21 protein-coding genes are annotated in these 21,265 nt (G+C 45.1%); 15 read left to right on the top strand and 6 right to left on the bottom strand.

The annotated features are described in order from the left end of the window. Positions 1–136: 136 nt before the first annotated feature. On the bottom strand, positions 137–367 hold the full coding sequence (locus QOZ98_RS12330) for a hypothetical protein (RefSeq protein WP_308787730.1): 231 nt from the start codon (positions 365–367) through the stop codon (positions 137–139). 207 nt (positions 368–574) lie between these two features. On the opposite strand from QOZ98_RS12330, the gene QOZ98_RS12325 reads away from it, so the two are divergent. The 3 genes from QOZ98_RS12325 (at position 575) to QOZ98_RS12315 (ending at position 3,621) form a co-directional block, all read left to right on the top strand. Further along, positions 575–1,594 (top strand): fatty acid desaturase, encoded by a 1,020-nt coding sequence (locus QOZ98_RS12325; RefSeq protein WP_308787729.1) that lies wholly within the window; start codon positions 575–577, stop codon positions 1,592–1,594. 294 nt (positions 1,595–1,888) lie between these two features. Continuing rightward, positions 1,889–3,025 (top strand): sensor histidine kinase, encoded by a 1,137-nt coding sequence (locus QOZ98_RS12320; protein WP_308787728.1) that lies wholly within the window; start codon positions 1,889–1,891, stop codon positions 3,023–3,025. After that, positions 3,022–3,621, top strand: coding sequence for a response regulator transcription factor (locus tag QOZ98_RS12315; RefSeq protein ID WP_308787727.1), 600 nt, complete (start codon positions 3,022–3,024; stop codon positions 3,619–3,621). Before QOZ98_RS12320 ends, QOZ98_RS12315 begins: the two co-directional genes overlap by 4 nt. A gap of 42 nt (positions 3,622–3,663) precedes the next feature. Here QOZ98_RS12315 and QOZ98_RS12310 read toward each other — a convergent pair whose 3' ends face one another. Then, positions 3,664–4,026 (bottom strand): DUF2188 domain-containing protein, encoded by a 363-nt coding sequence (locus QOZ98_RS12310; protein WP_308787726.1) that lies wholly within the window; start codon positions 4,024–4,026, stop codon positions 3,664–3,666. A 111-nt stretch (positions 4,027–4,137) separates the two neighbouring features. On the opposite strand from QOZ98_RS12310, the gene putP reads away from it, so the two are divergent. Then, positions 4,138–5,658, top strand: a complete 1,521-nt coding sequence (gene putP / locus QOZ98_RS12305; protein ID WP_142827342.1) for a sodium/proline symporter PutP — start codon at positions 4,138–4,140, stop codon at positions 5,656–5,658. A gap of 68 nt (positions 5,659–5,726) precedes the next feature. Here the strand turns inward: putP and QOZ98_RS12300 are convergent, their stop codons facing one another. Beyond that, positions 5,727–7,277: a BCCT family transporter gene (locus tag QOZ98_RS12300; protein ID WP_308787725.1), complete on the bottom strand. Its 1,551-nt coding sequence runs from the start codon at positions 7,275–7,277 to the stop codon at positions 5,727–5,729. A 195-nt stretch (positions 7,278–7,472) separates the two neighbouring features. On the opposite strand from QOZ98_RS12300, the gene QOZ98_RS12295 reads away from it, so the two are divergent. Together QOZ98_RS12295 and hflX are read left to right on the top strand one after the other, a co-directional pair. After that, positions 7,473–8,186, top strand: coding sequence for a VOC family protein (locus QOZ98_RS12295; protein WP_308787724.1), 714 nt, complete (start codon positions 7,473–7,475; stop codon positions 8,184–8,186). Between the two features lie 78 nt (positions 8,187–8,264). Then, complete coding sequence (gene hflX, locus QOZ98_RS12290) at positions 8,265–9,536, top strand: GTPase HflX (RefSeq protein ID WP_142827339.1); 1,272 nt, start codon at positions 8,265–8,267, stop codon at positions 9,534–9,536. Positions 9,537–9,629: 93 nt separating this feature from the next. Here hflX and QOZ98_RS12285 read toward each other — a convergent pair whose 3' ends face one another. Continuing rightward, positions 9,630–11,348, bottom strand: a complete 1,719-nt coding sequence (locus QOZ98_RS12285; protein ID WP_308787723.1) for an ABC transporter ATP-binding protein — start codon at positions 11,346–11,348, stop codon at positions 9,630–9,632. A gap of 203 nt (positions 11,349–11,551) precedes the next feature. Between QOZ98_RS12285 and QOZ98_RS12280 the strand changes: the two genes are divergently transcribed. The 9 genes from QOZ98_RS12280 to QOZ98_RS12240 all read left to right on the top strand — a co-directional run bounded on the left by QOZ98_RS12280 (position 11,552) and on the right by QOZ98_RS12240 (position 19,501). Further along, positions 11,552–12,415, top strand: a complete 864-nt coding sequence (locus QOZ98_RS12280; RefSeq protein WP_308787722.1) for a DUF6612 family protein — start codon at positions 11,552–11,554, stop codon at positions 12,413–12,415. Positions 12,416–12,703: 288 nt separating this feature from the next. Then, the gene (locus tag QOZ98_RS12275; RefSeq protein ID WP_308787721.1) at positions 12,704–13,654 is read left to right on the top strand and encodes an ABC transporter permease; all 951 of its coding nucleotides are present in this window, start codon (positions 12,704–12,706) and stop codon (positions 13,652–13,654) included. Beyond that, the gene (locus QOZ98_RS12270) at positions 13,647–14,597 is read left to right on the top strand and encodes an iron chelate uptake ABC transporter family permease subunit (protein WP_308787720.1); all 951 of its coding nucleotides are present in this window, start codon (positions 13,647–13,649) and stop codon (positions 14,595–14,597) included. Before QOZ98_RS12275 ends, QOZ98_RS12270 begins: the two co-directional genes overlap by 8 nt. Further along, positions 14,594–15,355 (top strand): iron ABC transporter ATP-binding protein, encoded by a 762-nt coding sequence (locus QOZ98_RS12265; RefSeq protein ID WP_215100184.1) that lies wholly within the window; start codon positions 14,594–14,596, stop codon positions 15,353–15,355. The genes QOZ98_RS12270 and QOZ98_RS12265 overlap by 4 nt, the downstream gene beginning before the upstream one ends. Positions 15,356–15,376: 21 nt before the next feature. Beyond that, a complete protein-coding gene (locus QOZ98_RS12260) occupies positions 15,377–16,339 on the top strand; it encodes a siderophore ABC transporter substrate-binding protein (protein WP_308787719.1) in 963 nt (320 codons plus the stop codon). Between the two features lie 94 nt (positions 16,340–16,433). Next, a complete protein-coding gene (locus QOZ98_RS12255) occupies positions 16,434–16,742 on the top strand; it encodes an antibiotic biosynthesis monooxygenase family protein (RefSeq protein WP_308787718.1) in 309 nt (102 codons plus the stop codon). A gap of 284 nt (positions 16,743–17,026) precedes the next feature. After that, positions 17,027–18,094, top strand: a complete 1,068-nt coding sequence (locus QOZ98_RS12250; protein ID WP_308787717.1) for an ABC transporter permease — start codon at positions 17,027–17,029, stop codon at positions 18,092–18,094. A gap of 3 nt (positions 18,095–18,097) precedes the next feature. Then, positions 18,098–18,766: an ABC transporter ATP-binding protein gene (locus tag QOZ98_RS12245; RefSeq protein WP_308787716.1), complete on the top strand. Its 669-nt coding sequence runs from the start codon at positions 18,098–18,100 to the stop codon at positions 18,764–18,766. A 96-nt stretch (positions 18,767–18,862) separates the two neighbouring features. After that, positions 18,863–19,501 (top strand): phosphatase PAP2 family protein, encoded by a 639-nt coding sequence (locus tag QOZ98_RS12240; protein ID WP_308787715.1) that lies wholly within the window; start codon positions 18,863–18,865, stop codon positions 19,499–19,501. A 26-nt stretch (positions 19,502–19,527) separates the two neighbouring features. Here the strand turns inward: QOZ98_RS12240 and QOZ98_RS12235 are convergent, their stop codons facing one another. After that, positions 19,528–20,817, bottom strand: coding sequence for an ammonium transporter (locus QOZ98_RS12235; RefSeq protein ID WP_308787714.1), 1,290 nt, complete (start codon positions 20,815–20,817; stop codon positions 19,528–19,530). 12 nt (positions 20,818–20,829) lie between these two features. Further along, a complete protein-coding gene (locus QOZ98_RS12230; protein WP_308787713.1) occupies positions 20,830–21,171 on the bottom strand; it encodes a P-II family nitrogen regulator in 342 nt (113 codons plus the stop codon). Positions 21,172–21,265: the final 94 nt, after the last annotated feature.

The raw sequence follows: 21,265 nt of genomic DNA, 5'->3' as shown, positions 1-21,265 counted from the left end.
GCGAAGCGGCGTTCTTTGCCGCACAGCCAGAGTGGGTTACGACCCGAGGAGTTGGCCGCTGGAGTCTGGACAACAAGAAAAGCAAAAACGCCCAAAAGACCCGTCACACAATTAGGTGACGGGTCTTTTGCTGCTCTTATTTCAGCAGGAGATGCTCATTTTTTTTAGCATCTTCCAATTTCAGCTGTTCCAACTCGAGGCGCATTTTCTGTGTTTCGATGACAAAATTATCGTGCTTCAGCTTTTCAAGTTCCAGTTCAGTTTCAATCATTTTGTGCTTAAGTTTTGCCTGCGTCTGGAGATGTGCGCTGATGATGCCAGCAAGTGGTATCGAAAAGACCATGATGACGGCTACAAGACCGGTCATATGCCTCACTCCGTTCTGATTTTTCTGATTATTTTCAGTATACACATATTGCTTGTAATTTTAAAGAAGCAGATTTCCTGAAACATATGACAACTGTCATATAGAAATATAGACGTTTGTGTCTTATAGTCAGGTGGTTTTCCCTTTATGATTGGGTTAATAAGTTATTCGGACCGAAAAAGTCCGTTCGAGGAGGAAGTTGAAGACATGAGCAGAGAAAAAACAGCGCAGTTACGCAAATTTGTCGCCCCTTTCGAAAAGGCGGATGTCAAAGCAAGTGTAAGACAAATAGCAAACACAATTCCACCTTTTATATTGGCATGGTTCTTGGCTTACCAAGCACTTGATGTCTCAATTTGGTTGACCATTGCGTTATCAGCAGTAGCCGCCGCATTCGTTATCCGCACATTCATCATTTTCCATGACTGCACGCACGGATCGTTTTTTAAGAACAAAAAAGCAAATGCAGTTGTCGGTACTATCACAGGCATCATGACACTTTTCGCTTATGAAAAGTGGAAACGCGAGCACTCGATTCACCATGCTTCAAGTGGTAATCTTGATAAGCGTGGAGTCGGCGATATTTGGGTAATGACTATAGAAGAATATGTAGAAGCTTCAAAATGGGAACGTTTCAAATACCGCATGTACCGCAATCCATTGGTCATGTTCGGAATTGGACCTCTCTTCCTTGTATTAATCTCAAGCCGTTTCAATCGTAAAGATGCACGCAAAAAAGAACGCAACAACACGTACTTGATCAACTTTTCGCTAGTTGCCATCTACTCGCTTTTGATTTGGGTAATCGGCTGGCAGGCATTCTTGATCGTTCAAGGAACAACGATGTTCATTGCCGGAGCATTCGGTATTTGGTTGTTCTACGTTCAGCACACATTTGAAGATTCGTATTTCGAAGACGAAAACGAATGGGATTATGTGAAAGCAGCGGTAGAAGGAAGCTCGTACTACCAGCTTCCAAAAGTATTGCAGTGGGTAACAGGCAACATCGGTTTCCACCACGTGCATCACTTGAGCCCGCGTGTTCCTAACTACAACTTGGAGAAAGCACATGTTTCTACTCCACCGCTTCAACAGGCAACAACGATCAACATCAAATCGAGCCTTAAGTCATTGCGCTACAAATTGTATGATGCACCAAATAAAACATTCGTTACATTTGGGGATATCAAACACTTGCTGGGCAATTCGAAAACGGCTCAACAGTAAAAGAAGCAAAAAGCCATTCTTAGCGGAATGGTTTTTTCTTTTGCCTATTTTTTGCTATGATGAAACTATATAAGTTGAATTAAAGAAACCAACTTTTAACCATCGCTTCTGGCGCGCCTGCGCTAAGAGATGGAGTAGATTGAAAGCAAGCCTAAGTTTTTCTGCTGTATTCCTAAAAGATAGGGATCGAATTAGCGGAAACGCCTACAGGTAAGTGGAGCTGATTTGCGTAATATCAGCAGGCGAAAATCATTAGTTTAACTTATAAGGCAGAGAAAGGAAGCGAAGGATCGTATGCACAGCTGGTATCAAATATTCCCTAAAAATCCTTGGCTGAGCCTATACGCTTGGGTGATCTTTTGTATTTTACCGTTTTTCTTTATTTTCCGATCTTCTTTGATGCCTGAAATTATTTTCGGCATTTTGCTTTTGCTGCTATTCTTCATCGCATATCGGCTTTCTTTCAATTCAAGAACCGGCTTTGTCTATGTTTGGGTGAGCTTTGAAATGGCGATCAATATTGGGATGATCCTGTTGTTCGGCTACGTCTATCTCTCGATTTTTGTTGCCTTTTTCATTGGGAACTTGCGCAGCAAAGTCGGTTTTTTCATAATTTATGGCATCCATATCGGAACAACGATTACGGCTGTCGTATTCGGCTTTTTTGAACACAGTGAACTATACGTTTCACAGCTGCCATTTATCGTGCTCAGTGTATTAGGAGTAATTCTTTTGCCTTTCAATACTTATAACCGCAACAAGCGGGAAAAGCTGGAAGGTCAGCTGGAAGATGCCAATAAGCGGATTTCCCAGCTGGTCATCATCGAAGAGCGGGAACGGATTGCGCGTGATCTTCACGATACACTGGGGCAGAAATTGTCACTGATCGGTTTGAAAAGTGATTTGGCGGGCAAACTAATTTACCGGAATCCAGAATCTGCTTTAAATGAAATCAACGATGTCCGGCAGACAGCCCGTACTGCTTTAAAGGAAGTCAGAGAGCTGGTCTCAAATATGCGCGGCACCAAATTGGATGAAGAATTGCTGCGCATTCAGCAAATTTTAAGTGCTGCAGAAATCGATTTTGTGTTTTACGGTTCACCACAGCTGACCAATACACCGCTCTTGGTGGAGAATGTCCTCAGCATGTGTTTGAAAGAGGCCGTGACAAACGTTGTCAAACACAGCGGTGCTGTACGCTGCAGCGTTTTGATCAAGCAAAATCCGGAAGAGATTTTAGTTCAGGTGCAGGATGACGGCAAAGGGTTCCCGGAAGGAAACACTTCCTTGCAGGGGAACGGACTGGCAGGGATGCGGGAGCGTTTGGAATTTGTGAATGGTTCAGTCGATATTAAAGAAATGGATGGCACTACGCTGAATATCCGGGTGCCGAATGTAATTTTATATAGTTCAAAGGAGGCGGTGAAATGATTCGAATCGTATTAGCAGAAGATCAGCGGATGATGCTGGGAGCTTTAGGTTCGTTATTGGATCTGGAAGAGGATCTGGAAGTGGTTGGCAAAGCGGCAAATGGAGAAGAGGTCATTGAGCTTGTGGAAAAGCTGCAGCCTGATATTTGCATTATGGACATCGAAATGCCATTAAAAAGTGGTTTGGATGCTGCAGAAATTCTGAAAGAACATCCTTGCAAAATCATCATTTTGACCACGTTCGCACGTTCAGGCTATTTTGAGCGCGCAAGAAAAGCGGGAGTCAGCGGATATTTGCTGAAAGACAGCCCAAGTGAAGACCTTGCTACATCCATACGGACAATCATGGATGGGCGCCGTATTTATGCACCAGAGCTTGTGGATTTGGCCTATGCTGACGAAAACCCATTAACCGAACGGGAAAGCCAAGTTATGGAATTGATCGCCGAAGGGCGCAGCACGAAAGAAATTGCCAAAGAACTGTTTATCACTACAGGTACTGTCCGCAATTATATCTCAACCATTCTGGACAAGCTCGAGGTCGGGAACCGGATTGAAGCCATATCCCGTTTCAAAGAAAAAGGCTGGTTCAAATAAAACGCTGCTGTCGGCTGACAGCGGCGTTTTAGTGTTCGGGAGTTATTCATAAAGCGTGTCGGAAAGGGAATCATCTTCGTTGTAAATGTGGAGTTCTCCATGATTTTTGTTGACGTAGCGTTTGGCTTCGCCCATCAGGCTATCCTTTGTTTCTTCGATCAGGATGGCTTTTTTGCTGTCTTTTTTCTTTAGTTGCCACCCTTCGTCATGTTTTCTGATCTCGTAGATCGGCCGCTCTTCGTCTCCCGTTACACTTTGTTTTGCACGGTCCAAAGCAATAGGTATGGCGCGGCCTTCCTCGTAGCCATCACGAAGCAATGCATTTGCGATTTCAATGGCTTTGCTGCGGACTGCATTGTCCAAGTTTTTAAACGAATCCGGATAATCATTTTTGCTCCATGGCATCATAATCTCCTCCTTGAGATTCTTTTCCCCGATTGGACGGGCAGTAAAACCGAAAATGGGACTTTTAAAAAGTGTCAATGATGTTACACTGTTAAACAAGGAGGGGATAAAATGACAGATACTACATATCAAATCATTGCTTTAGCTATTTATCTTGCAGCCATGCTCTTTATCGGCTGGTATGCTTATCGAAAAACTGCCGATTTATCCGACTACATGCTTGGTGGGAGGGGTCTTGGGCCAGCAGTTGCAGCACTCAGTGCCGGTGCATCGGATATGTCCGGATGGCTTTTGCTCGGTTTGCCTGGTGCTATTTACCTCGGAGGATTGGTTGAGGTATGGATCGCCATTGGACTGACAGTGGGTGCCTTTTTAAACTGGTACTTTGTTGCGCCGCGCTTACGGATTTATTCATTCGTCACGAGCGACTCGATTACCATTCCAAGTTTTCTTGAGAACCGCTTAAAAGATAAATCACGGTTGTTGAGAATTGTATCGGGAATTATTATCTTGATCTTTTTCACGTTCTACGTTTCTTCCGGAATGGTTGCATCTGGATTATTCTTCCAGAGCTCGTTCGGCATGGACTATCATTTAGGCCTTGTTTTAGGGTCGATTGTTGTTGTAGCCTATACGCTGTTCGGCGGATTTTTAGCTGTCAGCTATACGGATTTTGTCCAGGGCATCATGATGGTGTTGGCGTTGATCGCAGTTCCGGCAGTTGGGATTTTTGCTACAGGCGGATTTGGCGAAACAGCTGCCAGTATTCGTGAAGTAGATCCGAACATGATGAGCCTTGTTTCTGGAGCCTCTACAATCGGAGTTATCTCCGCTGTAGCTTGGGGTCTTGGTTATTTTGGCCAACCGCATATCATCGTTCGTTTTATGGCAATTAAAACTTTGAAGGAAGTTCGTGTAGCCCGCCGCATCGGTATGGGCTGGATGATTTTCAGTCTTCTTGGAGCAACGGCAACAGCGCTTGTCGGGATTGCTTACTTCCAACAAAATCCTTCAGCAACTTTAGTGGATCCAGAATCGGTCTTTCTTGACTTGAGCCAAATCCTGTTCCATCCATTTATTGCTGGATTTGTATTGGCAGCTGTTCTGGCAGCTGTTATGAGTACGATTTCTTCTCAGCTGCTGGTCAGTTCATCTGCATTGATTGAAGATCTGTACAAGATTGCTTTCAAGAAAGAAGCATCGCCGAAAGGCTATGTGAATTTGAGCCGTATTGCTGTAGCGGTTATCGCCATAATTGCTGCATATCTTGCATGGGAGCAAAACAACACCATTTTAGGTCTGGTCGCTTATGCGTGGGCAGGATTTGGTGCCGCGTTCGGACCAATCATTCTACTGTCTCTATTCTGGCGCAAGCTTACTTCAAAAGGTGCTTTGGCCGGAATGATTGTTGGTGCTGTAACAGTTATCGTGTGGGATTTGATTGGTACTGCTGCAGACGAACCTGGAGCAACTGCAACAACGAATTTCATCGGCAGTGTCTACGAAATCATTCCAGGTTTCTTCCTGTGCCTGCTTGTTACATGGCTTGTCAGCCTTGTAACTTATAAACCGGATGCACAAATTGACAAAGAATTTGATGAAACGGTTCGATTGATCAACGAAGACAAATAACACTCTAAACAAAAAGGCGTACGGCCCTTCCAACTGGAAGGGCCGTACGCTTTTTTTCATTGATTCGGTTATTTGTTGCGCTGCTTGCGGGCTTCCTGTTCCATGCGCTTGAATCGCTGCAATTCGGATTTTCGAATTGGCGGTGATTCTGTGCGAATGATTTTAGTGAAGGACCAAAGCATCAATACGAGCAGTACGGTAAACGGCAGAGCCGATATGAGAGAAGCTGTTTGAAGAGCTTCCAGTCCGCCTGCATACAGCAGAACTGCAGCAATTGCAGACATCAGAATACCCCAAACAATTTTAAACGCTGTTGGCGGATTCAAGCTTCCGTAGCTGGTCATTGAAGCCAGGATGTAAGTAGCTGAGTCAGCAGAAGTCACTAAGAAAGTGAAAATCAGCAGAATGGCAAGAACCGACATAATGGTCGTCAATGGCAGCACTCCGAAAGTTTGGAACAGAGCCGATGTCAGGTCATTATCAACAGCTTCGGCAATTCCAGTACCCTGATTGATATCATACCAAAGTGCCGTGCCGCCAAAGACCGCAATCCACAGGCAAGCGATAGCCGGCGGAATGACGAGTACACCCATTACGAATTCGCGGATCGTCCGTCCTCTTGAGACACGTGCGACAAATGCGCCAACGAATGGAGACCAAGCAATTGCCCAGGCCCAATAGAAGATTGTCCATCCCTGCACCCAATCGCCATCTGCATAAGGTTCAAGGCGCAGACTATAGGACACAAAGTTGGTGATGTAATCGCCCATTGCCAATGTAAAGGTCTCCATGATGAAGACAGTCGGTCCGGCAATAAAGACAAATACCATCAGTACCAAAGCGAGTCCAAGGTTTAAATTGCTTAAGTACGCAATTCCTTTTTTCAGTCCGGTTGAAGAAGATAAAGTATATGCCACAAACATAACAGCGATAATGCCAAGCTGTATCGGGAAGGCGTTGTCGATACCGAATACGGCATTCAGTCCGCCATTCATCTGAAGAACGCCCAGTCCAAGAGATGTCGCAATTCCCATGACGGTCGCGATGACCGCAAGCGAATCGATTGAGTGTTTGATCAAAGGCTTGCTGCCGAGCACCGGCTCAAGAGCTGTAGAAACCAGGCCAGGTTTCTTTTTTCGGAATTGAAGAAACCCGATGACGAGCCCGACAATGGCAAATACCGACCATTGGCTGATGCCCCAGTGGAAAAACGAGTAGCCCATAGCGATTTTCGCAGCTTCCGGTGTTTGTGCTTCATCGCCAAAAGGGGTGGTGAAAAAATGGCTCATCGGTTCAGCTACGCCCCAAAACACAAGGCCAGCTCCGAATCCGGCAGAAAACAGCATGCCGATCCAAGTAAAGAAGGGGAATTCCGGACGGTCGCTGTCAGCTCCAAGCCGAATGCCGCCATATTTGGACAATGCGATGATAATAAGGAAGAGGGTAATGACAAAGACAGCCAGCAAGTAGAACCAGCCAAAGTTTAAGGTAGTGAAACTGAATAAGCTCCCCGCTACTTCCCCGAACTGAACTGGGGTCGCCGCACCTAAAATAACCAGTATAAGAATAACGGCGGCGGATACTATAAATACGGGATTTTTCAACATTTTTTTATCCATCGTGACCTCCTATAAGTTTTTCTATAGTTTACCCTACCGAATATGCGGGATAAAAACCACCCATTATGGTAAAAAAACCAAAGTTCCTGCTAAAATCATAGGTTTTCTGGTGCCAGTTTTTTACTTTCTTTGCTTGGAGGAGACTGGGTTACAGATGGCGAACGGTATAGCATGACAAAAATTGTGAGGTGCTTTATGAAATTGGATCATATTGTTCATTTCGTCCGCAAAAATCCGCAGGAAGCTGCAACCCTGTGGAAGGAACAAGGATTTTATGCAGCTGTTGGAGGGCAACATATAAACTGGGGAACGCATAATGCACTTTTGTATGTAAAGGATTGCTATATCGAATGGCTGTCAGTTGAGAAAGAGCAAGTTGCTGCTCAGGCTGATCATCCGTTGACCCGGCAGCTGCTCTATGACCAAGTGGGGTTTGGGACGGTTTGCTTGCGCACCGACAATATCGAGTCAGTAAACGATGACTTAAACGGCCGCGGATTCACCACGTCTGGAGTTCTGGATGCCGAGCGCCGGACTGAAGCCGGACAGCTGATCAAATGGAAAATGCTGTTCATTAAAGAAGAGGCATCAGCCCGCCTGCCTTCCCCATTTTTTATTGAATGGCAGGAAACGGACCAGGAGCGCTACAAGAACCTTAAGGAAAATGGCGCAATTCAAGAATCAAATAAAGAACTGGCAATTGAACGCTGTGTGTTTGGGGTATGGAATCCAGAGGAAGCCGCGAGTACATGGCAAAAACTTCTGGGCGGGAGTCTGGAACTTGAAAACTGCCGCATCGAATTCAGAAAAACCGATCTTCCGAAAGAACGTCTTGAGGAAGTTCATTTTGCACAAGGTGTAAATAAGGTGGAATTCGAACAAGGGCAGTATTGGTTGCCCCAGCTGTAGTGGGGCTTCAGAAGAACTGTGGTAAAATAGGGGAATCGAAAAGGAATTTTTCTTTCCTGAATTAGGAGGACATGATAAATGGATGAATTACAAGAAAAAGCGGTCATTGTCGGTGTCCAGCTTCAAAAAGATCTTCATTTCGCATATGGCATGGAAGAATTGCATAATTTAGCAGAAGCCTGCAATGTGGAAGTAGCCGGTGAAATCACACAAAATTTGGATCGCATCAACCCTTCACATTATGTCGGAAGCGGTAAAGTGGAAGAAATCAAAGCTTTCTATGAAGAGGCAGATGCAAACCTCGTGATCTTTAATGATGAGTTGTCGCCATCGCAGATCCGGAACCTCGAAGAAGACCTGGAATGCAAAGTGATTGACCGGACCATGCTGATTCTGGATATTTTTTCGCGGCGTGCAAAAACACGTGAAGCACAAGTCCAGGTCGAGCTGGCGCAGCTTCAATATATGCTGCCACGCTTAATTGGCCTGCGTGCATCGCTTGGCCGCCAAGGGGGAAGCAGCAGCGGAGGCGTAGCCAACCGCGGAGCTGGTGAAACCAAGCTGGAGCTGGATCGCCGGAAAATTGAAGAACAGATTTCAAAACTGCACAAAGAACTGGAGCATATTAAAGACCAACGAGTCACGCAGCGCAAGCAGCGCACGAAAAAGGGCATGCCTGTCGTCTCGCTGGTCGGCTATACGAACGCCGGAAAGTCGACAATCATGAACGGCTTGTTGGAGAAAACCGGACAAAACGAAGAGAAGCAGGTATTTGAAAAAGATATGCTGTTCGCAACACTCGAAACTTCTGTCCGCCAGATCCGCCTGGAAGACAATAAAAGCTTCCTGCTGACAGATACCGTTGGCTTTGTCAGCAAACTGCCGCATCACTTGGTAAAAGCGTTCCGTTCCACACTGGAGGAAGCGCGAAATGCGGACTTGCTGCTGCATGTAGTGGATGTTTCCAACGAAGAACACCGCTATATGATGGAAGTGACAAATTTGACTTTGCAGGCTGTTGGAGTGGAGAATGTGCCAACGCTGTATGTTTACAATAAATCAGATCTTGCAGGCGTCCGTTATCCGGCAGTAACCGGAGATGGCGTGTGGATTGCGGCAAAAGAAGGCAAAGGACTCGACGAATTGCTGGAAGTCGTCAGGAAAAGAATTTTCGCAGATTACGTCACATGCCGGATGGTCATCCCATTTGATCGCGGCGACATTGTCGCTTATTTGAATGAACAAGCCAGTATTCTTGAAACGGAATACGAAGAAGAAGGCACAGTGCTGAAAGTAGAATTGAGCCACGAAGATTACGACCGCTACCAGGAATTTGTCGTCGGCAGCTAAAAAGAAAAGGAGCATCTCATTTTTTATGAGATGCTCCTTTTTAGCTTGCTCTTAAACTACTCTATTTATATAACCATCCCAATTCAAATGGTCTTATTGCTGAAACTGAATGCGGTGGAGGTTGGCGAAAATGCCGTTGCTTTCCAACAGCTCGCTATAGCCACCCTGCTCTGCAATCCCGTCTTCTGTTACAACGATGACGCGATCGGCATCGCGAATTGTAGCAAGGCGATGGGCGATTATTAAGGTTGTGCGGTTTTCTGCAAGCTCGGCTAAAGCTTCTTGGATGACCCGCTCTGTTTGCGTATCAAGTGCAGATGTTGCTTCATCCAGAATAAGGATCGGTGGATTTTTCAGGAACATGCGGGCAATAGCCAGGCGTTGTTTTTGGCCGCCGGACAATTTCAGTCCGCGTTCCCCGATCTGGGTGTCGTAGCCTTGCGGCAATTTCATCACAAAATCCTCTAAATGTGCTTTTTTGGCGGCTGCTAAAATCTCTTCTTCGCTGGCATCTCGTTTGCCGTAAGCGATGTTTTCACGGATTGTTCCCGTAAACAAGAAGACATCCTGCTGGACGATTCCGATTTGCGAACGCAGCGAATGCTTGGTCATGTCACGGATATCCATGCCATCAATGGAGATGCTGCCTTCCTGAATATCATAAAATCTTGGAATCAATGAACAAATAGTCGTTTTTCCAGCGCCTGAAGGGCCGACAAATGCAACGGTTTCTCCGGCACGCAAGTTCAAATCAATACCTGACAACACAGGTTTGTTGTCATCGTAGCCGAAATGAACATCTTCAAATTTAATATTGCCGGTTAGGCTTCCGATCGCGACCGCGCCTTTTCGGTCATTGATGTCAGGCGCCTGCTCGATCAGTTCACGGAAGCGGCTAAAGCCGGCCATGCCTTTCGGATAAAGCTCAAGCAATGCACTGATTTTATCGATCGGCTTGATCAATACGTTCAGGAAAAGAACGAAACTGACAAGCTCACCGTAGGATAATTCGCCTTGGAAGTTGAGCCATGCTCCATAAACAAGGACGACTAAAGTCAAGAGGCGAGTCATCATGTAGATGCTTGAATGTGTTGCTGCCATTACTTTATAAGCAATCAGCTTGGCTAGGCGGAAACGGTCGTTGTCTGTTTTGAAGCGTTCGATTTCAAACTCTTCGTTTGTAAACGACTGAACAACGCGTGCTCCTGAAACACTGTCTTCTACACGGCCATTGACGTCCGCAATTTTCCCGTACATGCTGCCCCATGCCTGGTTCATCTTGATGTTGCAGAACGTGATGAGCCAAACCAGGAATGGAATGACAATCAGCGTGACAAGGGCAAGTTTCGGATTGATCCAGAACATGATGCCGAATGCTCCGAAAAACGTCATGATGGCGATAAAGAAATCTTCCGGGCCATGGTGGGCAAGTTCGCCGATGTCGAACAGGTCATTGGTGACGCGGCTCATGATATGGCCGGTTTTGGTGTTATCAAAGAACCGGAAAGACTGCCGCTGAACGTGGGTGAACAGTTCTTCCCTCATATCTGTTTCGATGTTGATGCCCAGTTTATGTCCCAAATAACTGACGATGTACTGCAAAAACGTACTTAACAGGAAAACCGCCAACAGCAGGAAACTGATTGTGGTGATGGTACCCCAATCGCCGCTCGGCAGCAGATCGTCGATAAACCATTGGACAGCGACGGGAAACGCAAGTTCCAAAATTGCTACAAGGACGGCACTGGAAAAATCAATAATAAACAGCCGTTTGTGCGGCTTATAGTAGCTGAAAAAATGTTTTAATCTCAAAAGATCCACCTCGTTTTTTTTATCACAATGAAAAGTATAATCTAAGTTGAAGAAATAAACGAATGGAATTTGGGTAAACAAGGAATATGAAACTTTTTCCAATGTTTTTCGTAGAATAAGAAGACTCACCTCAATGAGTTTATGATCTCGTTGAGCGCTGAAAAAGAACAGTAACCAATACGACTTAGAGGAGAGTGAACGTTTTGAAGAAATGGATTATGTTTATGAGCGCGGCGACTTTAACCGTGGGCCTTTCCGCTTGCGGCGAAACAGCAGAACCGGCGTCAGGAGACGAAGCAGCAAAAGGGGAAGACAGCGATTTGACAGTTGAAGAAGTTTACGCGAAATCGGTGGAAGCTTCCGAGGATGTAACGGGTCTGCACGCAGATATCTTAACCGATCAGGAAATGGTCATGGGGACTGAGGGTATGGAAATCAATATGAAAATGGATTCTGCAATGGATATGACTACTGAACCATTAGCATTTCATCAAACTGCCGAAACAGCTATCGAATCCGAGGATATTGAAAACAGCAACCCCATGAGCATGGAAATGTATTACACGGATGAAGGCATGTTTATGTATGAAGAGACGATGGCAACTTGGCTGAAGATGCCGGATGAAAGCATCGAAGATTTAAAGGGCTTGGCTGATCAGCAAACTGCCGATCCTGCTCAACAGCTCGAAGAACTGGCGGAATTCCAGGATGATTTTACGTTTGAACAGACTGAAGAGGAATACATTTTGACTCTTGATGCGTCTGGGGAAAAGTTCCAAGAGTTGATGGATCAACAGCTGGAAAAAACTTTGGGGCAAATGGAGATTGAGGCTCAGATGGTCCTCGAAGATATGACCATTCATTCGGTAAACTATATCATCAACATAGACAAGGAAACATTTCTGACGAACAGTATGGACATGGAGATGGACATGGATTTGAACATCGAAGGAGAAACGATGAACATCAAGTCGGACGTGCAGGCTGATTATAGCCAATACAACGAAATTGACGCGATCACAGTACCGGCTGAAGTGCTGGAGCAGGCACAGGAAATTGAAGGCTGATTGGTAAAAGTAATTTAATAGCTGCAATAGATGCCACTGTTAACGCATAAGGGCAACTTTTATAAGTACAGACAACGAGCACGCCACATTGGCGTGCTCGTTTTCTGCTTCCATTAATTTGACAAACTTTTGACAAAAGAATATCATTCTCAGCTAAATGAAAATAATTCTCAACTATTCGTTGACTCTTCTTTTCAGCATGCTATACTGAAACATGTAAGTCGGTGATAATGATTATCACTATCGAATAATCAATAATGATTTATTGAGGACAGATGAGGGACAGTAATGAAGAAACGTTATTTAATACCAACATTAATCATACTGTCGATCGTTTCCTTGTTTGTCGGAGTGAGCAGCATCAGCATAGTTGATTTGCTTGACTTCCAATCGGAAGAGACACAGATATTCTTGATCAGCCGTCTGCCAAGACTGGTCGCGATTTTGCTGGCAGGTGCAGGGATGAGTATGGCAGGACTCATCATGCAGCAGTTAAGCCGCAATAAATTTGTGTCTCCGACAACGGCAGGTACATTAGACGCCACTCGGCTTGGGATTCTCGTGTCGATGTTATTGTTCGCAAATGCCTCGATGCTGGAAAAAATGACAGTGGCTTTTGCTTTTGCGCTTGCCGGCACATTTCTTTTCATGCACATACTGAACCGCATCAAATTCAAAGATGCTATATTCATTCCTTTGGTCGGTATGATGTTCGGGAACATCCTGTCTTCCATCACAACATTTTTCGCTTATCGGGCGGACGTTATCCAAAACATGTCTGCTTGGCTGCAAGGTGACTTTTCGATGGTGATGAAGGGGAGTTATGAACTTCTCTACATCAGTATTCCGGTCTTTATCATCGCTTATATGTACGCCAATCGTTTTACGGTGGCGGGTATGGGCGAGGACTTCTCCAAAAATCTGGGGATGAAGTACCGGAGTGTCGTCAACATCGGATTGGTGCTCGTGGCTCTGATCACAGCGACGGTTGTCTTGACGGTAGGGGTTATCCCATTCCTTGGGTTGATCATCCCGAACATCGTGTCGATCTTCAAAGGAGATCATTTACAAAAAACATTGCCGCATACTGCAATGCTTGGAGCTATTTTCTTGCTGGTGTGCGATATCTTGGGAAGAGTGATGATTTACCCGTATGAGATTTCCATCAGCTTGATGGTCGGCGTTATCGGAAGCTTTATTTTCCTCTTCTTGTTGTTTAGGAGGAAGTCGTATGCGTGACCTACATAAAATGCTCATATTAATCGGCTTAGCTTTAGCCGCTTGTGGAGTTTATCTATTCCAGGATTTGAACGGAAGTTTTGATTATGCATTGCCGAGACGCGGTGTAAAAGTGTTTGCTATGGTGTTGACTGGAGTCGCTATCGCCTATGCGACGGTTGTCTTCCAGACGATTACCCATAATCGGATATTGACGCCAAGTATTATGGGCTTGGATTCGCTTTACATGCTGCTTCAAACGCTGCTGATCTTTTTCCTTGGATCAGATCATGTAACGATTGTGAACAAGCAAGTGAATTTCTTGCTGTCGATTGCTGTAATGGTAATCTTCGCTTTGCTGTTCTACCGCTTGCTCTTCAAAAAGAACGATCGGCCGATTTACTTTCTCCTGTTGGTCGGCATCATTTGTGGAACGTTTTTCGGCAGTATCACAACTTTCCTGCAAGTCTTAATCGATCCCAATGAATTTTCAATCATCCAAGACCGGATGTTTGCCAGCTTTAATAATGTCAATTCAGATTTGGTGTGGACCTCCCTCGTCATCATCACCCTGTTGATTGCATTTGCTTGGAAACAAAATTCATCTTTGGATGTTCTGACGCTGGGGCGTGATACAGCGATCAATCTTGGCGTGAACTACGACGCATTGGTAAAACAGATGCTGGTGCTATCGGCGGTCTTGATTGCGATTGCCACTGCGCTGGTCGGACCGATTACGTTTTTCGGTTTGATTGTCGCGAACTTGTCTTATCAATTTTTCACCTCATACAAACATTCGGTTTTATTGACGGGGTCTATTGTCATCAGTGTAGTCGCCTTGGTCGGCGGCCAGTGGGTAGTGGAACGGATCTTCACTTTCAATACGACATTGAGCGTCATCATCAATTTCATCGGTGGAATTTATTTCATCTACCTACTATTAAAGGAGAGTCGATCTAAATGATCCAAGTTCGTGAATTGACAAAGCTGTACGGAAAGAAACAAGTTGTGGAAAATGTCTCAGTTGATATCCAGCGCGGCCAGATTACATCTTTTATCGGGCCGAACGGAGCCGGAAAATCCACCCTGCTTTCGATGGTCAGCCGTCTGTTGGATGCCGATACCGGCGAAGTGCTCATTGATTCAACCAATACCAAAAAGTTAAAGTCCAATGAGTTTTCGAAGCGTGTGTCGATCTTGAAGCAGTCCAACTATATGAATGTCCGTTTGACAATTCGCGAGCTCGTCTCTTTTGGCCGTTTTCCTTATTCAAAAGGCCGCCTGAATGATGAAGATGAAAAAATGGTGGACCAGTCAATCGATTACATGGATTTAAAGGAAATGGAAAATTCCTATCTGGATGAACTTTCAGGAGGGCAGCGCCAGCGCGCATTTATCGCGATGGTTATTGCACAGGATACTGACTATATTCTATTAGATGAACCTTTGAACAATTTGGATATGAAGCATTCTGTCCAAATCATGAAGATTCTGCGGCGCTTGGTCGATGACCTCGGCAAAACAGTCGTCATTGTTCTTCATGACATCAACTTTGCTTCTGTCTATTCGGATCGGATTGTGGCTTTGAAAAACGGCCGCGTGGTGAAAGATGGAACGACGGAAGAAATTATTCAAAGCGCAGCATTAAAAGAAATCTATGACATGGATATTCCGATACAGCAGATGAACGATTGCCGAATTTGTGTATATTTCAATTCTTAAAAAAGAGGAGCTCGAAACAATATGAAAAAATGGTTATTAGCAGCATTGACTTTAATGATGGTCGCTTTCCTTGCAGCTTGTGGATCAACTGAAGAAACAACTGAATCCGATACGGCAAATGCTGGAGCAGAGGAAACGGAAGAAATGACAGTAACGCACGAACTTGGAGAAACGACATTCAACAAGAATCCTGAAAAAGTAGTAGTATTCGACTTTGGTGTTCTTGACTCCATGGATCAATTAGAAATTGATGCTGTTGCGGGAGTTCCTCAAGAAAATGTTCCTGCTTACCTTGAAGAAGAATACGGCAACGCAGAGAAATATGAAAATGTCGGTACCTTAAAAGAAGCGGATTTTGAAGCGATCCATGCAATGGAGCCGGATTTGATCATTATTTCTGGTCGCCAGGCTGAAATGTACGAAGAATTTTCTGATATTGCGCCAACGATCCATATGGCAGTAGATACAGACAATTATATGGAGTCATTCGAAGGAAACATGACCACTCTTGGCGAAATCTTTGGTAAAGAAGACCAAGTCGTTGAAGAGTTGGCGGCAATCGATGCACAAATCGAAGAAGTAAAAGCAACAGTAAGCGAATCGGATGAAAAAGCATTGATCACTCTTGCCAACGAAGGCAAAGTAAGTGCTTATGGTGCGGCTTCACGTTTCGGAATCATCCATGATGTATTCGGTGTTCAACAAGCTGATGAAGGCATTGAAGCTTCAACACACGGGCAAAGCATCTCTTTTGAATACATCCTGGAAACTAACCCGGATATGATGTTCGTTGTTGACCGCAACGCAGCTGTCGGAAACGAAGCAAGTGCTGCGGACTCTCTTGAAAATGAATTGGTTCAAAAAACAACAGCTTATAAAAACGATAAAATCATCTACTTGGATCCAGACTTCTGGTACCTGTCAGGTGGCGGATTGCAGTCTGTCACGCAGATGGTAACGGATGTACAAACTGCATTTGAATAAAGAGTGACCAATAATCAGCGAGGATTCTCTATCCTCGCTGATTGTTGATTTGTCCACTGATTGTCAAACGGAAAAGAATGAAGGAGCTGATCACATGTTTGTGCAAATGAAACGGATCGTAGTGAAAGAAGGATTGTCGGAACTTGTACTAGCTCGCTTCTCAGGCGAAGGCAAGCTTGAAAAACAGCCGGGTTATATTGACCGTACTGTTTTGAAGAAAAATGTTCGCAGAGGCGATGAAGAAGTGATCGTCTATGTGCGCTGGGAATCGGAAAGCGACTGGAAAAATTGGGAGAAGAATCCTGAACATATTGCAGGGCACAAAGCCAATATCGGCAAACCGAAACCCGATCATATTATCGAATCATCTCAAAACACCTATCACGTTCACGCTGTAAGATAAGAAAAGGCGAACCCTCAATGGTTCGCCTTTTCTCATGAGTTTTCACAAATTCGCAATAAATACTATATTTATATAAGGTTTATACAGGAATTGTATAAGTGAGTGCAGTATAATTGGAAGTAATAAAAATTATAGGCATCAAACTAAAGAACTGGACGCGCCGGCGCTAAGAGATGGAGTGGAATCAAAGCAAACTTAAATTTTTCGCTGTATTCATAAAAGATACGGAGCAAGTCAGAATCTTTAGTTCAACTTATCTAAATCAACGAAAAGGAAGTGAAAAGATGTTTTTGGCGTGGAACGAAATTATGAAAAATAAACTGCGTTTTACATTGATAATTGGCGTGTTGATGCTGGTCGCTTATCTGGTATTCTTTTTATCCGGTCTAGCAAATGGGCTGGCGAGTCTAAACAGAGAAGCCGTGGACAAATGGGACGCGGATGCCATCGTGCTGACCGAGGAATCGGATCAAAGCTTGACGCAATCTTCTTTTGCTGCCGATTTAGTAGACGGCATCGATGCTGATGAAACGGCTGTTCTCGGACAGCTGAATGCCATTGCCCAAACCGGTGACCAAAAAGCCAACGTGTCGATTTTTGGAATCGACAGCGGTGAGTTTATTATGCCGGAAGTAACAGAAGGATCGGCATTCACCAGCGGTAACGAAGTGATTGCCGGGGATTCTCTCAAAGACGATGGTTTCAGGCTAGGGGATACTTTGAGTTTATCTTCAACAGAAGAAACGCTGGAAATTGTCGGCTTCACAGATGAAGCGCGTTTTAACGCTGCGCCAGTTCTTTATACAGATGTGGAAACGTTCGAGCGCGTAAAGTTTGGAGAAGAGGCAGCTGGAACTGATCGCCAAATCAGCGGATTTGTGGTGCGGACAGCTGATCTTGCCGCGGTGACCGATGAGGAGGACCTGGCAGTGATCGAGACAGAAACTTTCATTGAAAGCCTTCCTGGCTATACAGAACAAAGTTTGACGTTAAACTTTATGATTTACTTCCTGTTTGTGATTTCCTCAGTGATCGTCGCGATATTCCTTTACGTCCTGACTGTCCAGAAAATCAGCATGTTTGGCGTTATGAAGGCACAGGGAATTCCAAGCGGCTATCTGGCGCGCTCGGTTATAGCACAAACAGCTATTTTAGCGGCGATTGGTGTAGTAGTGGGCCTCGGGCTGACGCTTCTTACAGGTGCTTTTCTGCCAAGTGCGGTTCCGGTAACGTTTGATATTCCGACGATGCTCATTTACGGGATGGTTCTGATTGTGGTAGCTATTCTAGGCGCAGTCTTCTCTGTGCTGACGATTGTGAAAATTGATCCATTAAAAGCGATTGGAGGTTAACTCATGGCAGTATTGGAAATGAAGCAGGTAAAAAAAACGTTTGGTACAGGACACAAGAAAGTAGATGCATTAAAAGAAACGAATTTTCATGCAGAACAAGGAGAGCTCATTGCGGTCATTGGGCCCTCAGGATCCGGCAAAAGCACATTTTTAACGATTGCCGGCGGACTCTTGTCTCCGACAAATGGAGAGGTTTTGATCAACAACGCAAACATTTCCACGTTAAATGAAAAACAGCTTTCTAAAATTCGGTTGAAAGAAATCGGATTTATTCTGCAGGCTTCCAATTTGGTGCCGTTCTTGACCGTGGAAAAGCAGTTGAAGCTGTTGGATAAAGTGAAAAAAGACAATATGAGCAAAGAACAGCTGGAACAGCTATACACGGATTTAGGAATTGGTGACCTTCGTGGGAAATACCCGTCGGATCTTTCTGGAGGCGAACGCCAACGGGTGGCGATTGCCAAAGCACTGTACAGCAATCCATCCATTATTCTAGCGGATGAACCGACGGCATCTCTGGACTCCGACCGCGCGTATGAAGTAATGGAATTATTGAAGGAAGAAACAAAAAGCAAAAAAACAACGACAATTGTGGTGACGCACGATATTCGTCTGGTCGATTATTGCGACAAAGTCTATAAAATGGTAGATGGTGTGCTGGAGCTTCAATAACTAAATTGGAAATTGGGCCCGTTCGCTGACATGGCGAGCGGGCTTTTCATTTTGCTTATGATAAACTGTAAGTAATAAGGAAAGAGGGTGTATGTCATGAGGCATCTTTTTTATCCATTGGCAATAGCGACCTTGCTCGGTTTTTTTGCCATACTTGTTAATTACCCTGAAAAAGCGATTATTCAAATCGATCAGCAAGCGGCAGAGCTGTTAGGCGGTCAGAGGCTGCTCGACAGCATGTCATTTATAGGAGAACCATGGATGATAGCGGGTGTAAGTCTGGTGCTGCTCATCTATCTGTGGCTGTTCCGAAAAAACTACCGCGGAATGCTGTTCGTCTTTCTGGCTGTTGGCGTGGGAAATGTGCTGAACCAGCTAATGAAAGAATGGTTCGAGCGCCCGCGTCCGGATTTGCAGCATGGTTTGGAATCTTTCAGTTTCCCATCCAATCATGCGATGGTTGGCTTGTTGTACTTGTTTACGCTGGCTTATTTTCTCTCGGAAGCCAGTGCCTCACGAAAGATCAAAGCTTTCATATGGCTGGCCGCTGTTGCGCTGTCCGTACTTGTTGCCTTATCGAGAGTGGCGGGGGGAGAACATTACTTTTCTGATATTACTGCTGGCCTTTTTGCTGGCTATGCCTGGTTTGTGGCAATAGCCGTCTGGTATGAACTGCGTGAACGACAGTTCCGAAAAAGGGCTGCAGAACGAGAAAAAGAGGAATTTCCGGAGTAACCGGAAATTCCTCTTTTTCGCTTTGGCTAGGAAGTTGATTTTTGGGAAGTAGGTGCATCGCCCAGCTGGTTCAGCCGGTGCGCAAATGAGTCGTTGCTGCCAGTCGGTGAACCGAGCAGGACATCCTGCATGGAGTATGCCTGAGAGCCATGCTCTGAAAAGTCCAAGCCGACTTCTTCTTCCTCAGCAGTAACTCTAAGAGATACAATGCTGCCGATAGCGAACAATACCAATCCAGTGGAAATGGAAGCCCAGGCAATTACCGCCAGAATTCCGACTGCCTGGAGTCCGAGGATCTCTGCTCCGCCACCGTAAAGCAACCCGCCAGTAGTATCGAACAAGCCGACTGCAAGCGTCCCCCAGATACCTGCAATACCGTGAACGGAAATAGCTCCGACCGGATCATCGACACGAATTTTGGAATCCAGCAAACGGATAGCTTCGGTCATGATGACCCCGGCTATCAAACCGATGACAATTGCGCCAACAAGAGAAACGTTTGCTGCACCTGCGGTAATGCCGACCAGTCCAGCAAGCGCGCCGTTCATAGTTAACGAAGCATCGATGCGGCCATAGCGCAAGCGTGTATATCCGGCGGTGGCGAGTACCCCGGCAGATGCTGCCAATAGCGTATTAGCGATTACGGGAGGTACGAGAGCAGGGTCAGCTGCCAAGGTGCTGCCTCCATTAAATCCGAACCAGCCGAGCCAAAGGATGAAAACCCCTAATGCGCCAAGCGGTAAACTGTGGCCGGGAATTGTATTGACCGACTTGCCGCTGTATTTTCCGATGCGGGGTCCGATTTTCCAAGCGGCAATAAATGCAGCTACTGCACCGGTTAAATGCACCACCGTTGATCCAGCAAAATCAATAAAGCCGATTTGTGACAGCCAGCCACCGCCCCATACCCAATGTCCAACGACAGGGTAAATGACTGCAGTCATAGCGATTGTCAACAAAATATAAGCGGATAAATGCATCCGTTCAGCTACAGCTCCCGAAATGATCGTCGCACAAGTAGCGGCAAAAACAGCCTGGAAGACGAAGAATCCAATGTCTTCAACCCCTGATAAAGCAAATCCTTCTGTGCCGATTAATCCGAAAGCTGACGGGCCAAACATAAGAGCGTATCCGACGATAAAATAAAGAATCGACCCAAGTGCAACAGTGATCATGTTTTTCATTAAAATATTCAGGGTATTTTTAGATCGTGTAAAGCCTGACTCCACCATGGCAAATCCTGCGTGCATGAAAAATACCAGCATAGCCCCGAGCATCACCCATAACATATCTACTGAACTTTGAACTGCTTCCATCAAATCTCCTCCTTATCCAATCGCGACGACGCCGCGTTCTTTTGTTCTGATTCTTATCGCTTCTTCAACCGGCAAAATGAAAATTTTGCCATCTCCGACTTGGCCGGTTGAGGCATATTCCAGTAAAGCTTGGATGATATCTTCGACTTTGTCGTCATCCACTACCATTTCTAATTTCAATTTTGGAGAAAATTCCATTGTGTAGGCGTTGCCTCGGAACAAACCGACTCGGCCTTCCTGCTTTCCGATTCCCGCAATTTCCGTTACACTCAAACCGTCTATTCCTTCAAGCGCCAAAGCTTGGCGAACATCCGCGAAAACCGAGGGCCGAATAATCGTTTCAATCTTTTTCATGTCTTTTCCTCCTTAATGTTAGGTTTGTTAACATATTAGTTTATATTTTCTGAAAATGCAAGAGTTATTTTCATTTCATGTTAGATTTCCTTAC

The sequence above is a fragment of the Planomicrobium stackebrandtii genome (assembly GCF_030814955.1).
In the GTDB taxonomy this organism is placed as follows: Bacteria; Bacillota; Bacilli; order Bacillales_A; family Planococcaceae; genus Planococcus; species Planococcus stackebrandtii.
The sequence above is the reverse complement of the archived record's forward strand: the minus strand, read 5'-3'. Positions and strand labels throughout refer to the sequence as shown.